Source organism: Methanosarcina hadiensis, assembly GCF_046529725.1.
Taxonomy (GTDB): domain Archaea; phylum Halobacteriota; class Methanosarcinia; order Methanosarcinales; family Methanosarcinaceae; genus Methanosarcina; species Methanosarcina hadiensis.
Window position 1 is genome coordinate 1,207,212 of sequence record NZ_CP136241.1, and the last position, 16,915, is coordinate 1,224,126.

At 43.0% G+C, this 16,915-nt stretch carries 12 protein-coding genes and 1 pseudogene; 7 read left to right on the top strand and 6 right to left on the bottom strand.

Going from position 1 to position 16,915, the window contains the following annotated elements; all coding sequences use genetic code 11:
• Positions 1–450: 450 nt before the first annotated feature.
• Positions 451–3,033, top strand: a complete 2,583-nt coding sequence (gene mprF, locus RSJ42_RS05255) for a bifunctional lysylphosphatidylglycerol flippase/synthetase MprF (protein ID WP_410509622.1) — start codon at positions 451–453, stop codon at positions 3,031–3,033.
• Positions 3,034–3,064: 31 nt separating this feature from the next.
• Here mprF and RSJ42_RS05260 read toward each other — a convergent pair whose 3' ends face one another.
• The 6 genes and pseudogenes from RSJ42_RS05260 to nifS form a co-directional block, all read right to left on the bottom strand.
• The gene (locus RSJ42_RS05260) at positions 3,065–3,766 is read right to left on the bottom strand and encodes a type 1 glutamine amidotransferase (protein ID WP_410509623.1); all 702 of its coding nucleotides are present in this window, start codon (positions 3,764–3,766) and stop codon (positions 3,065–3,067) included.
• A gap of 858 nt (positions 3,767–4,624) precedes the next feature.
• The gene (locus tag RSJ42_RS05265) at positions 4,625–6,235 is read right to left on the bottom strand and encodes a homoserine O-acetyltransferase MetX (protein WP_410509624.1); all 1,611 of its coding nucleotides are present in this window, start codon (positions 6,233–6,235) and stop codon (positions 4,625–4,627) included.
• 6 nt (positions 6,236–6,241) lie between these two features.
• Positions 6,242–7,567 carry an O-acetylhomoserine aminocarboxypropyltransferase/cysteine synthase family protein gene (locus tag RSJ42_RS05270; protein WP_410509625.1) on the bottom strand — a complete coding sequence of 442 codons (1,326 nt, stop codon included), beginning with the start codon at positions 7,565–7,567 and terminating at the stop codon, positions 6,242–6,244.
• Positions 7,568–7,851: 284 nt separating this feature from the next.
• Positions 7,852–8,759, bottom strand: a pseudogene (nadA, locus tag RSJ42_RS05275) (quinolinate synthase NadA).
• A 115-nt stretch (positions 8,760–8,874) separates the two neighbouring features.
• Positions 8,875–9,264, bottom strand: coding sequence for a Fe-S cluster assembly scaffold protein NifU (nifU, locus tag RSJ42_RS05280; protein ID WP_410509626.1), 390 nt, complete (start codon positions 9,262–9,264; stop codon positions 8,875–8,877).
• Between the two features lie 112 nt (positions 9,265–9,376).
• Positions 9,377–10,555, bottom strand: coding sequence for a cysteine desulfurase NifS (nifS, locus tag RSJ42_RS05285; protein WP_410510327.1), 1,179 nt, complete (start codon positions 10,553–10,555; stop codon positions 9,377–9,379).
• Positions 10,556–10,797: 242 nt separating this feature from the next.
• Between nifS and RSJ42_RS05290 the strand changes: the two genes are divergently transcribed.
• The 6 genes from RSJ42_RS05290 (at position 10,798) to thiM (ending at position 16,659) form a co-directional block, all read left to right on the top strand.
• Positions 10,798–11,124, top strand: a complete 327-nt coding sequence (locus RSJ42_RS05290) for a transcriptional regulator (RefSeq protein WP_410509627.1) — start codon at positions 10,798–10,800, stop codon at positions 11,122–11,124.
• A 434-nt stretch (positions 11,125–11,558) separates the two neighbouring features.
• Positions 11,559–12,485, top strand: coding sequence for a cysteine synthase A (gene cysK, locus RSJ42_RS05295; RefSeq protein WP_410509628.1), 927 nt, complete (start codon positions 11,559–11,561; stop codon positions 12,483–12,485).
• 141 nt (positions 12,486–12,626) lie between these two features.
• The gene (cysE, locus tag RSJ42_RS05300) at positions 12,627–13,595 is read left to right on the top strand and encodes a serine O-acetyltransferase (RefSeq protein WP_410509629.1); all 969 of its coding nucleotides are present in this window, start codon (positions 12,627–12,629) and stop codon (positions 13,593–13,595) included.
• A gap of 6 nt (positions 13,596–13,601) precedes the next feature.
• On the top strand, positions 13,602–14,795 hold the full coding sequence (locus tag RSJ42_RS05305; RefSeq protein ID WP_410509630.1) for a cysteine desulfurase: 1,194 nt from the start codon (positions 13,602–13,604) through the stop codon (positions 14,793–14,795).
• A 41-nt stretch (positions 14,796–14,836) separates the two neighbouring features.
• Entirely contained in the window at positions 14,837–15,673 is an 837-nt protein-coding gene (fdhD, locus tag RSJ42_RS05310) for a formate dehydrogenase accessory sulfurtransferase FdhD (RefSeq protein WP_410509631.1), read from the top strand.
• A 200-nt stretch (positions 15,674–15,873) separates the two neighbouring features.
• Positions 15,874–16,659 carry a hydroxyethylthiazole kinase gene (gene thiM / locus RSJ42_RS05315; protein ID WP_410509632.1) on the top strand — a complete coding sequence of 262 codons (786 nt, stop codon included), beginning with the start codon at positions 15,874–15,876 and terminating at the stop codon, positions 16,657–16,659.
• Positions 16,660–16,915 lie beyond the last annotated feature (256 nt).

Genomic DNA, 16,915 nt, shown 5'->3' on the forward strand with positions numbered 1-16,915 from the left:
AGAAATAAAATGACTGAACATTTAAAAGGGGAGTGGGGGCCCCCTCAAAATACATTTTTCCAGAAATGTGACTGAAATCTGTGCCTGAAGTTCTGTTTGAATTCAGGCAGTTTCCTTTCAGAAGAGCAGAAAAAAAAGTAAAACCGGGGAAAAGGAAAAGCTTAGGAATACAACAAAGAGTGACAGAAGCAGGATTGGAATAGAAGCAAGATTGGGATTACAGATTTAAAATTGGGATTATAGATTTAATACTTAATCGCCGATAGAAAAACTGACAAAAAATATATTTACTTTAAAAGAGTAGGAATCTTATCATAAATTTTGATATGGATCCTGATTTTAACTCAACTAAATTCTCTCAACAAATTTCTCAATAAATCCTCAGTACTAATATGCACCAATAAGGATGCACTAATCCGAACGTATTACACAAAAAAGATTTCGATCCTGATGACAGAAAACGGCAGTACGCAGGAAAAAGCCTTTAAAGTAAAGAGGCTTGTCAGTTATCTCTTACCAGTAATCATATTTATTCTGGCTTTATGGACACTGGATAAGCAGCTGAACCATTTGCACCTGATTTACATTTTGAAAAGCATCGCCGGAGTTCCTGTAAGCCATATAGGGACGGCTATCTCCCTAACATTTTTAAGCTACACTGCCTTAACCGGATATGACTATCTTGCAGCTCATCACATCAACCAGGTCCTGCCTTATAAACAGATTGCTAAAACCTCTTTCATCAGCACATCCATAAGTTACAGTGTAGGTTTTAATTTTCTGACAGGAGGTTCTCTTCGATACAGGCTATATTCTGGGTACGGATTAAGTCTTTCTCAGATAGGGGAAATAATAATTTTTTGCATCTCTACCTTCTGGGTCGGATTTTGCTTTACTGCCGGCCTGCTCTTCACATTTTATCCCCTGAGGTTGTCAGAATGCATACCTGATATCCCGATCCCTTTAAACATTATGGGAATTATATTACTGCTGCTTCTCGCTGCTTATTTCTATTTTTCATTCAGGAAACAGGAACTGGAGATAAAGGGGTATAAAGTCAGGGTACCCGAGCCAAAAATTGCTTTTATGCAGCTCATTCTATCCTCTGGAGATTATCTTCTTCCCGGGACTATCATATATCTCCTCCTGCCTCAAAATCCGCAGCTTACCCTGCTGCATGTACTTGTATTTTTTGCGCTGGCGCAGTTAATAGGGCTGATCAGCACAGTCCCTGGAGGGCTTGGGGTTTTCGAGACAACCATGCTGTTCATGCTGGAGCCTTACTTTGGCACTGTGGACATTATAGGGGCTCTTGTAATCTTCAGGCTTATCTACTATTTTGTCCCGTTCCTGCTGGGTTTCCTGACACTTATATACCACGAGTTTGAAGAGAGAAAGGAATTCCTTAAAAAAGTAGGAAAAGTAACCTATTCGAGCCTTTCAGAAATAATGCCCCAGGTCTTTTCTATCCTGATCTTTTTCGGAGGTATTTCCCTTCTCTTTTCCGGAGCCCTTCCTTCAGATCCCAGATACCTGCGAGAAATCGCTTACTTTGTGCCTCTTCCGATCATTGAGGCTTCCAGATTGTTTGGAAGCATAATAGGCGTACTGCTCCTGCTTCTGGCAAACGGGATCTGGAAAAGAATTGACGGAGCTTATGTACTTTCCCTGGCAGTCCTTTTACTGGGAGGGATCTTTGCCCTCCTTAAAGACTTTGACTATCATGAAGCTGCAGCTCTTTTTACTATGTTTATCCTTCTGCTTCCTTCAAGGAAGCATTTTTACAGGAAATCCTCGCTTCTGCACCAGTCCTTTAGCAGGGAAAACATAATCGCAATAATTCTGGTGCTTGTAAGTTTTGTCTGGCTCGGGTTTTTTTCATACCGGAACGTAGAGTACTCAAACGAGCTCTGGTGGCAGTTCGGGATTAATTCCCAGGCTTCAAGCTTTTTGAGAGCCGTAGTAGGAGTTTTCTTCTTCCTGCTTGTCCTTGGAATTACGAAGATGCTGAGCCCCTTTTCAAAAGATATCCACCTCCCCGGGAACGATGAGATCGAGTTTGCAAAATCGATAGTAAAAGAAGGCCAGGAAACCTGGGGAAACCTTGCTTTTACAGGCGACAAATACCTGCTTTTCGATGACAACAGGAAAGCATTTTTAATGTACGGGATCTCGGGTAAAAGCTGGATTGCAATGGGAGACCCTGCAGGAGAAAGAGACCAGATAAAAGAACTTATCTGGGACTTCTATGAAATGAGCAAACTGCACCAGGGAAGGGCTGTTTTTTACGAAATAAGCGAAAAATATATTCCAGTTTATCTTGACCTCGGCCTGACGCTGGTCAAAATCGGGGAGGAAGCCAAAGTGCCCCTGGAATCTTTTACCCTTGAAGGCAGCGCAGGCAAAGATTTCCGCTATACGGTGCGAAACGTGGAAAAAAAGGGTTACAGGTTTGAAATTGTACCCTCAGAAGAGGTAGCAGCCCTTATGCCCGAGCTCAAAGAAGTTTCGGATGCCTGGCTGGAAATAAAAACCGGAAAAGAAATGAAATTCTCAGTGGGTTTTTTTGACGAAAAATACCTGAGCAATTTCCCTCTTGCCCTTGTAAGAAACGATGAAGAAATCGTTGCTTTTGCAAACATATGGGCAGGAGGAAATAATGAAGAACTCAGTGTCGATCTTATGCGCTACGGTTCAACTGCCCCTGACAGGACAATGGAATACCTTTTTATAAAACTGATGCTCTGGGGAAAAGAAAACGGATACAAGCGATTCTCCCTTGGAATGGCTCCCCTTTCAGGCCTCGAGAAAAGGCAGTTTGCCCCTCTATGGCATAAAGTAGGGTCTCTGATTTTCGCCAACGGAGACTATATTTATAACTACAAAGGCCTGAGGGACTTTAAGGAAAAATTCAACCCTGTCTGGAGCCCTAAATATATTGCTCTCCCCACAGGATTTAAGAAAAGCCTTGCACTGAAAGATATTGCAACCCTTATTTCAGGGGTAAAAGACCCCTTTAAAGATCTCTTTTAATAATGTTTAAGAATGCTCAGGAACAGAATGCTTAAGAATAAATAATTTTTTCAAACCTGTCCAGCAACGTAAACATGAATTCTTTTGTCCCGGTGATATATTCTTGCCTCCCGGTCATTTCCTCTGTTTTCTGGATAAATGGTCCACCTCCATTTTCAAGCCCGAACCGCCCTATCATAGTTTTAATCCTTTCATCCGTAGCTTCGGGATGAAACTGGAGAGCTACAACCCTGTCACCTAAAATAAATCCCTGATTCTCGCATCCTTCGCTCCGGAAAATGTGTATAGCTCCGGCTGGAATATCAAAGTTTCTGGCGTGCCAGTGAAAAACCATAATTTCTTCCGGCAGCCCTTTGAGAAACTCAGGTTTATTTTCTGTTGCTGTCGCCCGTATAGGAAACCATCCCATTTCCCTGTGCCCATTTTCAAAAACGCGGGCGCCGAGCACGTCAGCTAGCAGTTGAGCGCCGAGGCAGATCCCGAGAACCGATTTTCCTGCTTCAATTGCCTGTTTGATAAAGGCTTTTTCGTCTCTTAACCAGGGATTTTCTTCGTAATCATAAATTCCCATAGGACCGCCCATAATAATAAGGAGGTCAAATGAATCGAAGTCTGGCGGGTTTGTAGTTTTATAAAAACGGGTTGACTCGAGAGGGTAGTTTCTGGTTCTGGCGTATTCTTCTATGCTGCCAAGGGTGTTGAGGGCGGAGTGCTGGAGGACGCAGATTTTCATGAAAGATCAATTTAAATTTGAAGAATATATTTTTAGGGTTTTCCATTGTTATAACCAGTTCTGAGAAGTTACTTCCTTAGCCCAGAGTGATTATCAAATTTACAGTTAAATATAGAAAACCCCCCGTCAGCTTGTCTGGTGGCTCTACACAAAAAAAGAAAGAAGTTTAAAGGAATGGAAGTAGAAGAGTTTTGCAAGTAGAAAAGAACAGAAGTAGATTATTTTTTTCTTCATTTTCCTCTTTTACTTCTTTTTGAGACGGCCGCTCTCCTTCGTCGAGCGTGACAAGAACGGTTCGATAAGCCTAATACGGTTGCATGGGTCGGAAGATTTATAATTCATCCATTTTTTAGTCCTCTTGAGCGAGCAAAGCGAGCGAAAAGGACACCGTCCTGTTGCGATTACATCGTAACTCCCATGAAATCTCCGATTTCATGCGATCCCGAGACGGGACTCGGGTGAGACGAAAATCGGGTGTAAATAAATTTATTTATATCTCATAATGCATTTCTAAAAGTTGATAGACAATGAAACTTGACACTTTAATTCGAAGTATTCTGATAGCTGGTTTAATATCCATTCTAGCATTGGTTCTGGAATCAGCTTATTATGGAGTGCATAACGAAGTTTATTCATTCGCCAGTACTTTTGTCAGTGTTATAAACAGTCCTTTAAACATGGCATTACTTGGTATAGTGTTCGTATTCACTTTTGCGATAGTCTTGAATAATTTATCTAAAAAAGAAAGAGTGTAAGAGAAAAAAAAGGGAAAAAAGGAGACGAGTAAGAAGGATTAAAAGTAATTGAGTAATTAAGAAAAGTTAAAAGAAGGCTTTTTCTTTTATTTAAAATTCTTTTTCAGTCATAATTGCCAAAAAGGGCACTTATACTTTCACTTGTAACAATCCCTATTACGCGGTGCTCGGAATCTATTACGGGAAGTGCGGAAATCGAGTGTTTTTCCATAATTGAAGATGCATATTCAATTCTTTCATCTTCATAGACATACTTCACGTCGCGTGTAATGATTTCATCCAGCTCATTGATTTTGCAGGCTACTGCTTTTGTAATATCCCATGAAGTGACTATCCCTTCAAGTCTTCCGTCTTCCGATATAACAGGCAGGTGGCTTACACATTCCTTTACCATGAGCCTTGACGCGTGTTCGATTGTTTCGTCCCTCGAAACCGTATAGAAGTTCCGATTCATGACATCGCTCACAAGGACTTCTGATAAGAAACTCTTTATAAGGTAGCTAAGCTGTCCTTCCTCAAGCAGGAAAGCATCGTGCCCGTACTGGGACCTGATCTCTTCATACCTGGCATCAACTCCGTTTGCAGTAAGAGCGGATACAATCTCCTGAGACTGGTATGGAGGATAGAGCCAGTCTGAGGATATGGAAATTACAAGGAATTTTGCAGTAACCCCGGAAAAGCCTTCAATGAGAGAACCGTTCTTTGAGAGGTCAAAATAATCTACGGCTTTTGTAATATAGAGGTATGAATTGGCATCAAAACGTTTTGTGAAATTATCTCCCTGATAATTCAGGTAGCTTTCAACCTCGAAGTTTGGAGCGAATTCCTGGAAGAGTTCAGAGGAGAATTCAGATAAACTGGCGGCTGTCGCACTTATCGCACTGGTTGAGCCCGCTGTACTTACCGTATCCGCACCCTTCTGTAACCTTCCGAACTTCTTCTGCATCGAAGCATCGCTCAGGTATGTAATATGGCCTATCATGCGCGCAAGTGCGAGACCCTGCGAAGGAATCTTTTTTCCATAATAGTCCCCTCCGTTCCATTTAGGGTCGTCGGTTATGGCTTTCCTGCCGATTGCTCCGAATGCGATTTGCTGAGGAGTGGTGGATGCAGTTGTTGCTATTGCAATTGCTTTTCTTACCATTTCGGGATAACTTACGGTCCATTGGAGTACCTGCATTCCACCCATGGAGCCGCCCGCAATCGCAAAAAGCTGTTCTATTCCAAGGTGCTCTACCAGCTTTTTCTGGGCATTAACCATGTCCCCGATGGTGATTACAGGAAAAGAAATGCCGTAAATTTTTCCGGTTTCAGGATTTATGGAAGAGGGACCTGTGGAGCCTCTACAGCCTCCAAGGATGTTTGAGCAGATTATGCAGTATTTTTCAGAATCGAATGCTTTGTTTGGACCTATTACAATGTCCCACCAGCCGGGTTTTTTGTCTCCCTGATGGAATCCGGCAGCGTGGGCGTCTCCGGTCAGAGCGTGGCAGATGAGGATAACATTGCTTTTATCTGCATTCATTTTCCCGTAGACTTCGTATTCTATCCTGACACCGTGAAGGATTTTTCCACTTTCGAGTTCGAAGGGACCGGGGATTTTATAGTTAAAAGAACGGACTAACCCGACACTCTGACCTTTTTTTCCCGAAAAGAGGTTTTTAGAAAAAGTCCCGGAAGGATTCCTGGAAGAATTTGAGGAGGAAATAGCCATAGTAACTCAAACCTCAGAAAGTGCCTGTTCGATATCAAAAATCAGGTCTTTTTCATCCTCAATCCCTATTGAGAGCCTGATGAAATCCTCAGTTACTCCGCAGGCTTTTCTTTCTTCCTCGGAAAGCTGTTCATGTGTTGTTGAGGCAGGGTGGATTACGAGGCTTTTTGCATCCCCTATATTTGCAAGGTGGGAAAAAAGCTCAAGGCTTTCAATAAATTTCTTTGCTTCTCCTGTCCCTCCTTTGATACCGAATCCTATTATTGCCCCATAGCCGGATTTCAGATATTTCTTTGCGAGCATATGGTTCCTGTGGGACTCAAGACCGGGATATGAAACCCATGCAACTTTTGGGTGCTTCTGAAGGAATTTAGCAACTGTAAGGGCGTTATCGCAGTGTTTTTTCATTCGGAGAGGAAGAGTCTCAAGCCCCAGAGTGAACAGGAAGGAGTTAAAAGGAGAAATACAGGCTCCTGTATCTCTCATGAACTGCACCCTTGCTTTTGCTATAAAAGCTGCCTTTCCGAAGGCTTCCTTATATTTCAACCCGTGATAGCCGGGATCGGGGTTGCAGATTTCAGGGAATTTCTCCGGGCTCCAGTCAAAGTTTCCTGAATCAATAATTACTCCGCCTATTGAAGTCCCGTGCCCTCCAATGTATTTTGTTGCGGAATGTACCACGATATCAGCCCCATGCTCGATAGGCCTGAGAATCACAGGAGCTACCGTATTATCAATAACAAGGGGAATTCCTGCCGAATGGGCGATTTCTGCAAGTTTTTCAAAGTCGGGAACATCAAGTTTAGGATTCCCGATTGATTCTACGTAAAGGGCTTTTGTTTTTTCGGAGATTGCTTTTTTAAATTCTTTGGGACTGCCTGAGTCTACGAACTTCACAGTCCTTCCGAGTTTGGGAAATGTGTAATTGAAAAGCTCGTAGGTTCCCCCGTAGATTTTATCTCCTGATACAATTTCATCCCCGGGTCCAGTAAAGGTAAGCAGGGCTGTTGTAATTGCAGCCATTCCTGAAGAGGTAGCAAGAGCACCTATGCCGCCCTCGAGGGCAGCAACCCTTTTCTCAAAAACATCTGTTGTCGGGTTCATCAGGCGCGTATAAATATTTCCTTCTGCTTTGAGCCTGAAAAGGTCGGCTGCATGTTCAGTATCGTTGAACACATAGGCTGCAGTCTGATAAATCGGAACCGATCTTGCTCCTGTGGCAGGGTCAGGTCTTGCTCCGGCATGTACTGCAAGGGTTGAAATGCCCGGGTTTTCAAGAGCCCTTTTCTTTGACCCTTTTTCTCCAGTCTGATTTTCTTTTTCATTGCCCATTTTATCTTACCTCAAAACCACAATTTTCAAGTCAGAAGTGAGAATCGAACTCACATAATTCCGGTTTGCAGCCGGAAGCATCACCACTCTGCCATTCTGACAAATCTTTAATTACCATTATTCACAATTGTGAACAATCATCACAATTGTGATTCTAATATAAATAATTATCTGTTTAAGGGTTATCTGTTTAAGGAAAAAAAGAAAACAAAACTGAAAACTAAGAGAGGAGTCTTAAGCCTTCTTTTCTATCTTCCTCTCTTTTCCACTCTTTAATTTTAACTTTAGCTTACCTTAATCATCCTGTCAAGTGCCTTTTTTGCTTTAGCTCTTACATGTTCAGGAACATTGACCTCGTATTCCGTATTCTCAAGGCTATTAAAGATGGATTCGAGAGTAATTTTTTTCATATTATAGCATCGAGCCTTTTCTGAGGAAAGATAGAACTTCTTATCCGGGTATTGTCTTTTCAGTTTTTCAAAAAGTTCCTTTTCAGTCCCGATGATAAATTCTCTGGAACTTGACTTTTCCACCTGTTTCACTATTCCGGTTGTGCTGAGAATGTGATCTGCAAGGCAAAGGACTTCAGGCCTGCATTCCGGATGTGCAAGAAACTCGGCATCAGGATAACGATTTTTTAAGTCCTTTATCTCATCTTCGCCAATGTTATCGTGAACATGGCAGAACCCGGGCCATAGATGAATTTTTTTGTCCGTATGAAGGGACACGAATGCACCAAGATTTTTATCCGGCACAAAAATAATGTCCCTGTTTTTGATTGAATTTACCACATTTACCGCATTTGCGGATGTACAGCAAATGTCCGATTCTGCTTTTACGGCTGCTGAACTATTTACGTAACAAACAACAGCTGCACCGGGATATTTTTCCTTTTCTTCCCTGAGAGCCTTTACTGTAACCATATCTGCCATCGGACAACCTGCATCCGGGACAGGCAAAGAACTAACTTTTCAGGGGAAAGGATCGATGCGGATTCTGCCATAAAATGGACACCTGCAAAAACTATAATATCAGCTTTTGAATTCACTGCTGCCCTGCAGAGGGAAAGAGAATCCCCCACAAAATCCGCAACTTCCTGCACCTCCCTGCGTGTGTAAAAATGAGAGAGAATTATCGCATTTCTTTCTTCTTTGAGCCTTTTTATTTCTTCTATAATTAACTGATTATCCATAGCGATTCCGATTTTCCTTATTAATTCCTTTTTTCAAAACTACTTCATTTCGAGGCAGTTTTTGATATTTATAAACAATCTCGTTTAAATTTAATATTTCTCAAAATGTTGCCAATTATTCTGTCCACGGCTCAAGTCCCTGTTTCTTCAGATAATCATTTATCGCTTCATGGATTGCCTCTTCAGCAAGCATTGAACAGTGCATTTTTATCGGGGGGAGCCCGTCAAGTGCCTCTGCTACTGCTTTATTTGAAAGCTGCCAGGCTTCTTTCAAAGTTTTTCCTTTAATAAGCTCGGTTGCCATGCTGCTTGATGCAATTGCAGCCCCGCACCCAAAGGTCTGAAACTTCACATCGACAATCCTGTCATCTTCCACTTTGAGGAATATCTTCATTATGTCTCCACACTTTGCATTCCCTACCTCTCCCACTCCGTCGCAGTTTTCAATGCTTCCCATGTTCCTGGGATTCGAAAAATGATCCATAACTTTAACGCTGTAATCCATGAATTGTCCTCCTGAACTATATTTTAACGATCAGAATTTTAATGATCAGAATTTTAATGATCAAGTTTCTAAACTCAGATTCTAGAGTAGTTTATTAAACCGAATTTTTTGCTCAAAACTTCCTGTATTCCTGAGGAGTCAAGGGTGACATATTCCTGAGCTTCTGAACAATCTCAGGCAGGACTTCAAGCACCCTGTCAACATCTTCCATCGTATTCATCTTTCCAAGGCTCAGCCTCAATGAACCGTGAACGATCTCATGAGGAACTCCGCAAGCTGTAAGCACATGTGAGGGTTCAAGAGATGTTGAGTTACAAGCGCTTCCCGTAGATGCAAAAATCCCTTTTGCATTCAGGAGAAGCAGGAGAGACTCCCCTTCTATGTATTCAAATGTGACATTTACATTGTTTGCAAGCCTTTCTTTGGGATGACCATTGAGATGGGTTTTAGGAACCTTTAGAAGCCCTTTAATAAGGCGTTCTCTCATTTCCAGAAGGGTTTTATTCTCTTCCTCAAGCGCGCCTGTTACAAGTTCTATGGCCTTTCCAAGACCAACAATAGCCGGGACATTTTCTGTGCCTGCCCTGCGTTTTCTTTCCTGTGCGCCGCCATGGAGAAGAGCCTCGATTTTTGTCCCTTTTCTTATGTAAAGTGCTCCGCAGCCTTTTGGTCCTCCGAACTTGTGCCCTGATAGAGACAGGAGGTCGATATTCATTTTTTTAACATCCACAGGAACGTGCCCTATTGCCTGCACCGCATCCGTGTGGAAGTATATCCCTTTCTTCTTTGCGATTCTTCCGATTTCTTCGACAGGCTGAATCGTCCCTATCTCGTTGTTTGCAAGCATTATGGAAATAAGTATGGTGTCGTTCCTGATCGCATTTTTCAGATCATCAGGTGATATCATTCCGTATTCGTCAACAGGAAGGTAAGTGACTTCAAAACTCTCCCCTTCGAGCCATTCGCTAGCGTGCAGGATCGCATGGTGTTCGATGGAACTTGTGATTATGTGCTTTCCTTTGTTGCGATTTGCAAAGGCTATTCCCTTTAATGCCCAATTATCGGACTCGGTACCTCCGGATGTGAAGTATATTTCGTTCTCTTCAGCCCCGATGGCATTAGCAACCTTTTTTCTTGCCTCTTCTACCGCACGCTTTGAAACTTTTCCCAGGTCATAAATTGAAGAAGGGTTTCCGAAGTTTTCTGTCATGTAAGGAAGCATCTCTTCGACAACTTCTTTCCTTACAGGAGTCGTAGCAGAGTTGTCCATGTAAATGGTCCTGTTTTCCACTGTCAAACTTACACCTTCACAATTGTTATGATTATTCACAATTGTGACTATTTAAGTTTTATCCCTGAAAATATCCAGAATGATTCTGATAAAACACTGAAACCTGAAAAATAAAAAATGCTGCAATTCCCTGGAAATTCTCGCTCTGCGAAATCTTATTATTATTTTTAAAACTGATAATAAATATATATGTTTACAGGATATATTCGTTCTCAATTGTAAATATAAAAAAGTGATGTATTATGGAAACTCCGTGTCAGAAGATTGTGTGGGATCTGGTTCCCGCAATAAGAGCCAGTCTCGCAATCGAACTTGTAAATAAAGGACAGTCACAGGCGGCTTCAGCAAAGCTGCTGGGGATTGCCCCGTCGGCAGTTTCCCAGTATATTTCGGGAAAGAGAGGATACAGGATCGAATTCCAGGGCGAAACGAAAGAATTGATCGAAAGACTTGCCCAGGACCTGATTGAGAATAAAGTTGAAGATTTCGTTCCAAGGATCTGCAAGATTTGCGTGAGTGCCAGAGGCAATGAAAGCAATTGCACAAGCACCTGTGGTCCAGAAAAGTAAGTATAGAAAAAGAAAATATAGAAAAAAGAAAAAAATCAATTAGAAAGTACTAAATTCGGATACTACTGCTAATCTTATTCTAAAGTCTTATTTTAACGGCACATGTATCGATTTTAGACCTGTTTTAAGTCTTCTACTTAAGAAGCTTCTCGATAACTATATATTCAGGAGAACCAGAGATAAACATAGTTCACAATTGTGAATTTCCCCCCGGATTATTATGCTATACTGGTGGCATTGCTGGCATTCAGGGTAAATTTTCCCTCTGGCCAGATGCCTGAGAAAGCTATCAGGAAATTCCTTTAAGAAAATTCCTTATGGCTGTTAGTCTGAATGAAAAAACACACACTATTGACCGTTTAAATACAGGCTTGAACGAATTGGAATATGGGAAATGCGGAAAGAGGTAAACTTCGAAGAATAAGGTGAATGGTATGGGGCGAATTTATTCTGATATTACCTGGACAGTTGGCAACACCCCGCTTGTACGGCTGAACCACGTAACAAAAGGTCTGAATGCGGATGTGCTGGTTAAACTGGAATCCTTTAACCCGATGGGAAGCGTAAAGGACAGAATCGGATTGGCGATGATCGAAGAGGCCGAACGTACAGGGAGAATTAAAGAGGGCACTACCATCATCGAACCTACAAGCGGCAATACCGGCATTGCACTTGCAGGTGTATGCGCTGCTCGCGGATATAAGCTCATACTGGTTATGCCTGAAACAATGACTGTAGAACGGAGAAAATTGCTCAAAGCACTTGGTGCAGAACTCATCCTGACCCCGGGACCTGAAGGGATGAAAGGTGCGGTCAACAAAGCAGAGCAGATGGCTGCAGAAGACCCTTCTCTTTACTATATACCTCAGCAATTCCAGAACCCTGCAAATCCTGAAGTTCACCGCAGGACAACTGCCGAGGAAATATGGAAGGATACGGACGGCAAAGCGGATGTAATTGTAGCAGGTGTGGGGACAGGTGGGACGATTACAGGTGTTGCCAGTGTTCTTAAAAAAAGGAAACCCGGTTTTAAGGCAATTGCAGTAGAGCCTGCAGAATCCCCGGTTCTCAGCGGCGGAAAGCCGGGACCGCACAGGATTCAGGGAATAGGGGCAGGTTTTGTTCCTGATGTGCTCAAGCTCGATCTCGTTGATGAAATAATCAAAGTAAATGCGGAAGATGCCATTGCAACAGCCAGAAGGCTCGCAAAGGAAGAAGGAATCCTTGCAGGTATTTCTTCAGGTGCGGCTGCATATGCGGCACTGCAGGTAGCGTCCAGGCAAGAAATGAGCGGAAAGACAATCATTGTCATCCTGCCGGATACGGGAGAACGATATTTGAGTACAGATTTATTTGAATGATTTATTTGGCTGATTTATTTGACTGATTTACTCGATTAATTTACTTGATTAATTTACCTTATGACTATCTGGCTGATCTAGCTGATTTGTTTGACTTACAAACTTACGGAGCTATTTGAAAATTAACACCGGAAGATTTCAATGGGGATAAGGGAAGATATAAGAACCGTTTTCAAAAAAGACCCTGCAGCAAGGTCCACACTCGAAATCCTCTGCTGCTATCCGGGCCTGCACGCTATCTGGATGCATCGTGTAGCTCACTCTCTGTGGAATAAAGACCTGTTTTTCCTTGCCCGTTTAACATCTCATATTTCCAGGACGCTCACAGGAATTGAAATCCATCCAGGGGCAAAACTCGGAAAGAGGGTTTTTATCGACCACGGATCAGGCGTCGTGATAGGAGAAACTGCCGAGGTGGGGGATGACGTCCTCATATATATGGGAGTTGTGCTCGGAGGCACGGCCCTTGAGAGAAAAAAGCGCCACCCTACTGTAGAAAATGATGTTGTTCTTGGCTCAGGAGCAATCGTGCTCGGACCGATTACAATTGGAAAGGGGGCGAAAGTAGGTGCAGGTTCGGTTGTAGTCCGGTCAGTTCCCCCAGACGCTACCGTAGTGGGAGTTCCCGCCAAAATCGCCGGAACGCCACAGCCATCCGCACTTTCAGAGCAACTGGATCATAATAAGCTGCCTGATCCCGTGCTTACCGTTATAAGCCAGATGCTTGACCGCCTGAGCAGGTTAGAGGAGCGGCTTCAAGCCCATGAAGGAACCTTGCCTGAGCCTGCACAGATTTCCGTGGAAAACCAGGAAAAATCAGGGTTTAACAGAGATGAGCAGATTTATTCCGTATTAAAAGACGTTATCGATCCTGCAATCGGGATAGATATTGTCAATCTGGGGTTTGTGAAAGATGTTATCGTGGACGGGGAAAATGTAGACGTAAATCTGGTGCTGACAACAAGCGCCTGTCCGGTTATCGAATACTTTAAAAACCAGGTAAAAAGAAAAGTCCTGAGCATTAACGGAATAGAAAACGTTACTGTCAATATCCTTGACGAGCCCTGGAAATGGGACCGAGTCAATAAGCAGACTCTTCAACGTGGATGAAGCGTAATGAACATTAAAGACTGCCTGGCTGACTTCCAGATACCTCAGTATCTTCACTATATGGATAGCGCAGCAACCAGCCTCATGCCTGAGCCTGTTATAGCTTCGATGAACGAATATGACAGGCAGTACCGTGCGAATGTGGGCAGAGGAATGCACAGACTTACAAGGTTTGCAACACAGAGGTATCAGGACGCGCACGATAAGGTCAGCGGTATCATTGGCGGCGAGAAAGGTACTACAGTTTTTACCGGAAACACTACAGAAGCTATCAATATGGTTGCAGCCGGACTGGACTGGCAGCAGGGAGACCGTGTAGTCACGACAGTTATGGAACATCACTCTAACCTGCTTCCCTGGCTAAGGCTGCGTCAAAAAGGTGTTGAGGTAGTGATTATTAAGCCGGATTCCGAAGGTATCTTTAAAATAGAAGCTTTTGATGAAGCAGTTACTGCTGATACAAAACTGGTTGCAATAAGCCATGTTTCAAATGCAATCGGTACTATTCAGCCTGTCAGGGAGATTGCTGCCATTTGCAAGGAGCGTGGTGCGTATTTCCTGGTTGACGGGGCGCAGTCTGTTCCACATTTTCCCGTAGATGTTCAGGACATTGGATGCGATTTTCTATGTTTTTCAGGGCATAAAATGCTCGGCCCTACCGGCACAGGTGTGCTGTGGATGAAGGCTGAGATTATTTATCCTTTGATGGTGGGTGGAGGAACGGTAGACGATGTAGATATAGAAGGAAGCGCCGAAGGATATACTTTGACTTCAGGTTATAAAAGGTATGAAGCAGGCACACCGAATATATCTGGAGCAATCGGGCTGGCTAAGGCTGTGAAATATCTTAAAAATCTGGGAATGGATGCCATATTCAGGCATGAGCAGAAGCTAACCGAACATCTTCTATCAGGACTTGCCGGGATAAATAATGTTAATATTTATGGGTCTCTGGACCCTGAAAATAGAGTAGGGGTCGTTTCTTTCACGATAGACAGGATTCATCCTCATGAGATTGCATATTTGCTTGATGAAAGAGCAGCAATCCTCGTCCGCTCGGGAGATCACTGCTGTATCCCGTTAATGAAATATCTGGGGCTTGAAAACGGCACTGTGAGGGCAAGCCTTTACCTGTACAATACCCTGGAAGAGGTTGACCTGCTTATCGAAACAATAAAAGAAATCGCTCGGATGGCGTAAAGAAGTATTACAGCTAAAGGATGTGGTATATGTGGTATAGGATGTACAGCACCGTTCTCTGCGTTAAATATGACAGCGGATCAATGGTCCCTTCATTGCATGAAGTTGTAATGGAAGTGCCTCTTGCAGTCTTCGTTAACGGCCGCCATGCTCTGACAGCTATGGTAAGCCCGTCTATGATTGAAGAGTTTGTAACAGGGTTTTTATACACAGAGAAGATTATCAAAAGGCCTGATGACATTGAATCGTTGCGTATAGAGGAAAAAAAGGATAAAAACACAGAAGAAAACGTAAAAGAAAGCAGGGAAGAAGACAGAAAAGAAAATGCTGTCGTTACTCTCAGTGCCAGTGTCCTGACGAAAGATCCGTTTTCGATAATGCTTTCAGGCAAAACAGTCCTTTCAGGATGTGGAGGCGATGCTTCCTATCTGGACGCCGAAAAGCTTCCGAAAATCCAATCTGATCTGGTCGTCGACGTTTCTGTAATAAAAAGTATAATGAAAGAAACGCTAACTTCAGACCTTCATGCCAGGACAGGCGGCATACATATTGTAGGTCTCTTCGGGCCGAATGGAAAGATCTGCGTTATGGAAGATATCGGCAGGCACAATGCCCTTGACAAGGCAATAGGTTACGGGCTGAAACATGGAGTTGATTTTTCAAGGACTGTTGTAGCATCTTCGGGAAGGCTTTCTTCGGAGATGGTAAGGAAATGCCTGATTGCTAACATTCCTGTTATCGCATCCAGAGGTGCGACCACAACCCTTGCCATAAGCATGGCAGAGCAGGCTGGCCTTACCGTTATTGGCTTCGTTCGGGGCTCGAAAATGAATATTTACACAGGCAGCGAGAGAGTCAGGAACCAAAAACAAATTTAACATCGAGCCCTGTTAAATGACTTTTACGCTTGTTCACGATCAATGATTCCAGGCAGAAAGTTCGGTAGACCTGATGTCTGACAATTAAGAGTCTTTACCGTTTGCCAGACGGATAAATGCTGATCCGGATACCGTGCTATTTATTAGCATTCATAACTTTAAGCCATGCAGGATTTAAAACGTATATCGAGGAATACTTAATGAAAAACCCGTTAAAAACAATAAGGGAAACTAAACCCCTGGTACATCATATTACGAACTGGGTAACTATTTACGACTGTGCAAATATAACAAGAGCTTTTGGCGCACTCCCTGTAATGGCGCACGCCCCTGAAGAATGTGCTGATATGACAAAGATCTCATCTGCGCTTGTGCTGAATATAGGAACCCTGACATCCGAAATCATAGATTCGATGCTTCTCTCTGCTGCTGCAGCAAATGAAAAGGAAATCCCTGTGGTACTCGATGCAGTAGGAGTAGGGGCTACGAAATTCAGGGATGAGATGGCTGCAAAAATCCTTGGATCCGTCCATGTGGATATAATCAAAGGCAACTATTCCGAGATTGCAAAACTCGCAGGCGAGAACGCTGAAACGAAAGGGGTTGAAGCGACTTCTATCAGTGCTGACCCTGAAAAGGTTGCAAAAGAATTTGCAAAATCAAGCTCCTCCGTTATTGTAATGACAGGAAAAGAAGACATAATAAGCGATGGAAAGAGGACATTCGTTGTTAAGAACGGGCACGAGCTAATGGGATCAATTGTCGGTACCGGATGCATGGCTGCGTCAATTATCGGTTCGTTTGCAGCGGTCAATCCGGATTATTGCGACGCCGCCAGGGATGCATTAAGCTATTTTGGGATCGCAGGAGAGCTTGCTGCCAAAAATTCAAAAGGTCCTGGAAGCTTTAAGGTTAACCTGTATGATGAAGTTTTCAATCTGTCCGACGAAAAAGTGAAGGATATGATGAAAGTTGAAGAAAAGTGAATCCTGAATAAGGGTTTTCCTTTTCATATAAACGGTCCAGGTTTCCTGTTTTCTGGCTGGATATTACCTCTGGAAACTGTATGAATGATATTAATTTATCGTTCCTGCCCCCCACCCTGCGACTGGACCCTCATTTGTAGAATGAATGGAAGTTGATAAATACCTGGCATCTGAAAGCTATCATCAAAACTTCATCTTTCGGGCTCTGGTTTCCAGTATGTTATTTCCCAATATGTTATCTTCCAGTATGTTATTT